Genomic DNA, 5,593 nt, shown 5'->3' with positions numbered 1-5,593 from the left:
CTCCCGTGGCGGCCCCGGCCCCCGGCCGCCGCTCCCGCCCGGCCGACCGGCCGTACGCGGGACCGCGGGCGGCGTCCGTCCGGAATCCCGCTCCCGCCGCCTGCGGTGCCGGGCGTGGGGCCGGCGCCGCCGGGGCGTCCCCCCGGGCCCTCGGGACCCGCCCCGCCGCGCCCGGCGGCACCGCGCGGCGGTCACCACCGGAGAAGGTTTCCTTCATTCGACCGCTCATGCGGCGAAAAGTATTTCCACCTCCCGGGGGCGTCAAGAGGACCCGCGCCGCCGGTGGTGGAATGGGGTGATGGACGACGAGCACGACCTGGAACGGGCACTCCACACCGCGCGGGCACTGATCCTCGCCGACCTGACGGCCACCGGTGTCGCGGACCCCGACATCGTCTCCCTGGTCGAGGACGCCGTGAGCGGACGCCGCTGGTGGGTCGAACAGTGGCCGCGCGGCGCCGCCTTCGTCGCCGGCCTGGTCGCCCAGGACCTACAGGACGCGCTCCTCGACCGGCACGGCCGATGGCCGCTGTGCCCGCTCTGCGGCGACACCGGACCCGACGGCGAGGGCCCGCACGCCCTCGACCTCGAACCCGAACTCGGCGAGGACCCGCACTGGGTGTGCGCACGCGGCGGCACGGCGGTGGCCCCCCTCGGCGGCCTCGGGGACGCGGGCGCCGCGCGATGACCCTCTACATCGACCCGCCCCGCTGGCCCGGCCACGGCACGGTCTGGTCCCACCTCATCAGCGACGTCTCCTTCGCCGAGCTGCACACCTTCGCCGCCGAACTCGGCTCCCCGCCCAGGGCGTTCGACCGCGACCACTACGACGTGCCGATCACCCGGTACGACCGCGCGGTGAGCCTCGGCGCGGTGGAGGTCACCAGCCGTGAGATCGTCCGCCTCCTCGTGGCGGCCGGCCTCCGCCGCCCCAAGGGCCGCCCCCACTGACGCGGCCGGAACGCGGCCGCCGGGCCGCCCGGCGAGGGCGGCGGGCACCCCGCCTGGTCCGGGATCGATCACAGGCCAGGCCGCAGCGCTGCCGGGCCGGCCGGGTTGCCGCTCCGGGTATCGGCGCGGCACACGACGGCTCGGTTCCGTGCCCACCGACGGGGAATGGCGTCAGCGATGTCCCAGCACATTGACCACCCGCCCGCTCGGGTCGCGGACGAAGAACCGCCGCACCCCCCACTCCTCGTCCTGCAGGGGATGAACGATCTCCGCGCCGCTCGCCCGCATGATGCCGTAGGCCGCGTCCACGTCGTCCACCTCGACACTGATGTCCGGGACGACAGGCGCGGTCCTGTCGTCGCTCATGACGCTGATCTGCGCTGCCGGGCTGGAGGGTGACGCGAGGGTCATGATCCAGCCGTGGTTCATGACCTCCTCGAAGCCCAGCAGGCCGTAGAACTCCCGGCTTTCCTGCGCGGCCCCCGAAAGGATGTTGGGCACGACTCGGCGAACGGCCATGGATGACTCCCAGCAAGAACGAAGGTGTCTCTGTCCTCCCAGTACTTCCCGGCGGCACCACGACCGAACTACGACAGCCCGACGCGGACGGCCATGGGCGACAGGCGCGGACTGGGGAGGCAGAGCAGCCCGCCGCAGTGAGAAGGACCGGGGGAGCGCCCGGCCTCACCGATCCGACAGGAGGTCGGACCGGCTCGCGTCGGGCGCCTCAGCGGGCGCGGTGGCGGGCGGAGGCGAGGGCCGTGCCGGCGACCGCCAGCAGGGCGAGGAGCGCGCCGAGCGCGGAGACCGCGCGGTAGCCCCAGCCGGCGCTGATGACCACGCCGCCGAGCCAGGGCCCGACGGTGTTGCCGATGTTGAAGGCGGCCGTGGTGGTCGCGCCGGCCAGCGTCGGGGCCGCGCCGGCGACGTTGAACATCCGGGCGTTGATCGCCGGCGCCGTGAAGAAGGCCGTCACGCCGAGCAGCAGCGAGAGGCCGACGGCGGCGACCGGGTGTCGCGCGGTGAGCGCCAGCAGGGCCAGCACCGCCGCCGACGCGCTGATGCCCAGGTACATGGTGCCGAAGAGATGCGCGTCGGCGACGCGGCCGCCTATCCAGGTGCCGAGCAGCGCCCCGACGCCGAACAGCGCCAGCACGGTCGGCACCCAGCTCTCCGACAGACCGGCCACCTCCGTGAGCAGCGGGGAGAGGTAGGAGAAGAGGGCGAAGACGGCGCCGGCGTTGAGCGCCGTGACGCCGAGCGCCAGCCACACCTGGGGGTCGGCGTAGATCCGCAGCTCGCGGCGGAGGCGGGGGCGGTCCGCGCCGGTCGGCGGCTGGGTGCGCGGCACCAGCAGCAGCACGCCCACCAGCCCGAGGGCGGCCAGCACCGCCACCGCCCAGAACGCCGACCGCCAACCCCAGTGCTGGCCGAGGAACGCACCGGCCGGGACACCGAGGATGTTGGCTATGCTCAGCCCGCCGACCATGATCGCCATGGCCCTGGCGCGGGCCGTCACCGGCACCAGCGAGATGGCCACGGCCGCCCCCACGGCCCAGAACCCGGCGCAGGCGAGCGCACTGACGACCCTGGTGACAAAGAGGACGCCGTAGCTCGGTGCGACCGCGCCGGCCACCTGGCCGAGGCCGAACACCGCGAGCAGCGCCGTGAGCGTCGTCCGGCGCGGCAGCCGCAACGTCGCCGCGGCCAGCACCGGGGCGCCGACCACCATGCCGATGGCAAACGCCGACACCAGCAGTCCCGCCTGCGGGATGCTGACCCGCAGGTCCCGGGCGATCGGCTGCAGCAGCCCGGAGAGCATGAACTCGCTGGTGCCCAGGGCGAACACCGACAGCCCGAGTACATGGACGGCGAGCGGGATCCGGGTCGGTTTCGCGGAAGCCGGTGGCGGCGGGGAGGCCGGCTTGTCGAGAGCTACGGCGGTTCTTGCGGCGGCGCGTGGCGGGCTGTTGTCAGACACGTACACCGCCAACGCCCCTGACAGCGCGCGCATTCCAGCGCCCCCGCGCGCACCGGTGCTCTGGGTGGGTTCAGGGGTGTCTGCCCAGAACCGCGACGAGGCGGTCCTGCGCGGGGGCGTCCTCCGGCACCTCGACCGCCGGGCCGAAGACACCGGCCGACCGCCACCGGTCCGCGACCGGAGCCATCCGGTCGTACAGCGTCCGGGCCAGCTCCTCGTCGAGGTGGTCGTCCGCGCCGATCCCCCTGGCGAGGTCCCAGGCGTGCACGGCGAGGTCGTTGACCATCTGCCAGCCGTACTCGGAGGCGTCCGTCATACCGCCGCTGGTGTGCACCTGGAGGTCGAGAGCGCCCGGCCGGTGGAAGGCCGGCTGCGCGTGCGCGCTGGCCCTCTCCCACGCCTGGCGCGGGTCCTCGCCGAGGACGTCGCCGTCGAAGCGGTCGCCGACCTCCTCCAGGCTGGCGCCCTGGAGCAGCGGAGGCGCCCACAGGTGCTCGGCCACGACGTGGTTGACCAGGTCCCGCACCGTCCACTCCGTGCAGGGTGTCGGATTGCCCCACTGGTCGTCGGCCACCTGCTCCACCCGGCGGCCGAACTCGGTGTAGCCCTGGTCCAGGGCGTCGATCAGTTCCATGTCCTCAGCGTGTGGCCAGGCTGTCGGAGGCGCCAGTCGTCAGGCCTCCAGCAGGGCGAGTTCCGTGCGGAGGTTGCGGCGGGCGGGGGCCTCCCACCGGCGGGTGCCGTAAGGGGTGCGGAACAGCCGGGGCAGGCCGAGCAGCTGGCGCAGCACCGCCGCCCGGCCGGCCCGGAACGCGTCCTCCGGGACAAAGCCGTACTCCTCGCGTACGGCGGCGGCGTAGGCCGCGTACTGCTCGGGGGAGCCGGCGAGGACGGCGAGGTCCGCGTCGCACAGCGCCTCACCGTTGGTGTCGCCGTCGGCAGGGTCGTGGGCGACGGTGAGGCGGACCAGCCGGGCGACTTCGGCGGTGCGCGCGGCCGGGACACCGGCCTCGGGCAGCGCCCGCTCGGCGAGCGCCGCGCTGCGCTCCTCGTTCTCACTGCGGTCGGGACGGTAGACGGCGTCGTGGAACCAGGCCGCCAGCTCGACGGCGGACTGGTCGGCGGCGTGCGGGCCGATCTCCGCCAGGCGGTCCAGGACGGCGGTGAGGTGGGCGGTGGTGTGGTAGCGGCGCTGGGGCTCGGCCCAGCGTGCCAGGAGGTCGTCGGCGTAGGGGCGCGGGTCCGGGCCGGGGTTGTTGTCGCGGGCGCGGTGCAGCAGCTCCGCCCATCGGGCGGCGAGTGTGTCAGGACGGTGAGGCCCGTCGGGCCCGGTGGCTCCGGCAGGTCCGGTGGCTCCCATGGAGGCGGCTCCGGCGGAGGCGGTGGGCTCCGGGGTCGGCCGGTGGCGGGGCGGCGGGGGCGGCGGGGGTGGGAGGGACGGCATAGCGCCATTGTGCGCGCTTGCGGTGGGGCCGACTTCCGTCGGAGGCCGCGCTGTGACACCCTGTTGCTCATGTCTAGACCAATTCTTGAGGTGATCGCGCTCGACGCGGCTGACGCCGTCGCGGCCCAGGCGGGCGGCGCCGACCGCCTCGAACTGGTCGCCGACATGGCCGCCGACGGTCTGACACCCTCCGTGGAGACCTTCGCCGCCGTGCGGGCGGCGGTCGACCTGCCGCTGCGGGTGATGCTGCGCTCCCACGACGGCTTCACCTCGGGCGGGCCGGACGCCGTCCGGAGCCTGGCCGAGCAGGCCGGACTGCTACGCGAGGCGGGCGCGACGGAGTTTGTCCTGGGCTTCCTCGACGAGACCGGCGGCCCCGACCTGCCGACCGTCACAGCCCTGCTGGCCGAGCTGGACGGCTGCCGCTGGACGTTCCACCGGGCGATCGACCGGGCCGCCGACAGGGAGGCACTGCGCAAGGAACTGGCGGACCTTCCCGGCCTCGACACCTACCTCACGGCGGGCTCGGCGCGCGGTGTGGACGACGGACTGCCGACACTCTGCGCGGAGGCGGCGAGCAGCGTCGCGGGGGAGCCGGGGCACCGCCCCACCCTCCTCGTCGGCGGCGGACTGCAGCTCACGCACCTGCCCGTACTGCGCCGGGCCGGGCTGACGGCGTTCCACATCGGCGGCGCGGCACGACCGGGCGGCTGGGACGCGCCGGTTGACGCCGACGCCGTACGGAGCTGGCGCGCCGCCCTGGACGCGCCTCTCGACGCGTGACGGCACGCGGGCCGGCCCGAACGGCGCGGCGGCGCTCTCAGGGACGTACGGCTTTGCGGCGGTACACGCCCGCCGCCTCGTCGGACTGTCCCAGAACGGCCACGCCGAAGGCGGTACTCGCGAAGACCCGTATCGCCCGCATCACGTTCCCCACCAGATGGCGCGGGTGCTCGTGCTCGGCGTGCAGGGCGGTAGCGCCGGTTCCCGACGTCACGCGGTGACCTCGGGGACCGTGGTCTCCCATGGCAGAAGTGAACGATGCGCTGGTCATGTCTCCAGGATGCGCGGTCAGCCGGTCGTCGCACATCGGCCGAAATATCTATTCCGGCCTCCACCTCGTACCTCCACCGGGCACGCCCGACCCCTACGGGACTCCTCCCGGTGACGTAGGGGGCGGGGTGCCGGGTCGCCCCGCCGGATGACCAGCCCGCCCC

At 74.5% G+C, this 5,593-nt stretch carries 8 protein-coding genes; 3 read left to right on the top strand and 5 right to left on the bottom strand.

The features are described 5' to 3' along the window. Nucleotides 1-298 precede the first annotated feature (298 nt). Both GL263_RS20310 and GL263_RS20305 read left to right on the top strand, forming a co-directional pair. The gene (locus tag GL263_RS20310; RefSeq protein WP_182857166.1) at nt 299-688 is read left to right on the top strand and encodes a DUF8819 family protein; all 390 of its coding nucleotides are present in this window, start codon (nt 299-301) and stop codon (nt 686-688) included. Then, nucleotides 685-951, top strand: coding sequence for a DUF4031 domain-containing protein (locus tag GL263_RS20305; protein ID WP_182857165.1), 267 nt, complete (start codon nt 685-687; stop codon nt 949-951). The genes GL263_RS20310 and GL263_RS20305 overlap by 4 nt, the downstream gene beginning before the upstream one ends. A gap of 171 nt (nt 952-1,122) precedes the next feature. Here GL263_RS20305 and GL263_RS20300 read toward each other — a convergent pair whose 3' ends face one another. The 4 genes from GL263_RS20300 to GL263_RS20285 form a co-directional block, all read right to left on the bottom strand. Next, nucleotides 1,123-1,470 (bottom strand): VOC family protein, encoded by a 348-nt coding sequence (locus GL263_RS20300; RefSeq protein WP_182857164.1) that lies wholly within the window; start codon nt 1,468-1,470, stop codon nt 1,123-1,125. Nucleotides 1,471-1,678: 208 nt separating this feature from the next. Further along, nucleotides 1,679-2,833 (bottom strand): Cmx/CmrA family chloramphenicol efflux MFS transporter, encoded by a 1,155-nt coding sequence (locus GL263_RS20295; RefSeq protein WP_323379493.1) that lies wholly within the window; start codon nt 2,831-2,833, stop codon nt 1,679-1,681. A gap of 169 nt (nt 2,834-3,002) precedes the next feature. After that, nucleotides 3,003-3,566 carry a TIGR03086 family metal-binding protein gene (locus GL263_RS20290; protein ID WP_182857162.1) on the bottom strand — a complete coding sequence of 188 codons (564 nt, stop codon included), beginning with the start codon at nt 3,564-3,566 and terminating at the stop codon, nt 3,003-3,005. A gap of 39 nt (nt 3,567-3,605) precedes the next feature. Continuing rightward, a complete protein-coding gene (locus GL263_RS20285; protein WP_182857167.1) occupies nt 3,606-4,292 on the bottom strand; it encodes an HD domain-containing protein in 687 nt (228 codons plus the stop codon). 153 nt (nt 4,293-4,445) lie between these two features. On the opposite strand from GL263_RS20285, the gene GL263_RS20280 reads away from it, so the two are divergent. After that, a complete protein-coding gene (locus GL263_RS20280) occupies nt 4,446-5,159 on the top strand; it encodes a copper homeostasis protein CutC (protein ID WP_182857161.1) in 714 nt (237 codons plus the stop codon). A 37-nt stretch (nt 5,160-5,196) separates the two neighbouring features. Here the strand turns inward: GL263_RS20280 and GL263_RS20275 are convergent, their stop codons facing one another. Beyond that, on the bottom strand, nt 5,197-5,373 hold the full coding sequence (locus tag GL263_RS20275) for a hypothetical protein (RefSeq protein WP_228456690.1): 177 nt from the start codon (nt 5,371-5,373) through the stop codon (nt 5,197-5,199). Nucleotides 5,374-5,593: the final 220 nt, after the last annotated feature.

It is taken from the genome of Streptomyces durbertensis, assembly GCF_014156695.1.
Taxonomy (GTDB): domain Bacteria; phylum Actinomycetota; class Actinomycetes; order Streptomycetales; family Streptomycetaceae; genus Streptomyces; species Streptomyces durbertensis.
This window is presented reverse-complemented; position numbering and strand designations above follow the sequence as displayed.

What these genes read in the sequence shown, in the direction of transcription:
- GL263_RS20310 (WP_182857166.1), top strand. Translation starts at nt 299, where the DNA reads ATGGACGACGAGCACGACCTGGAACGGGCACTCCACACCGCGCGGGCA.
- GL263_RS20305 (WP_182857165.1), top strand. Translation starts at nt 685, where the DNA reads ATGACCCTCTACATCGACCCGCCCCGCTGGCCCGGCCACGGCACGGTC.
- GL263_RS20300 (WP_182857164.1), bottom strand. Translation starts at nt 1,470, where the DNA reads ATGGCCGTTCGCCGAGTCGTGCCCAACATCCTTTCGGGGGCCGCGCAG.
- GL263_RS20290 (WP_182857162.1), bottom strand. Translation starts at nt 3,566, where the DNA reads ATGGAACTGATCGACGCCCTGGACCAGGGCTACACCGAGTTCGGCCGC.
- GL263_RS20285 (WP_182857167.1), bottom strand. Translation starts at nt 4,292, where the DNA reads ATGGGAGCCACCGGACCTGCCGGAGCCACCGGGCCCGACGGGCCTCAC.
- GL263_RS20280 (WP_182857161.1), top strand. Translation starts at nt 4,446, where the DNA reads ATGTCTAGACCAATTCTTGAGGTGATCGCGCTCGACGCGGCTGACGCC.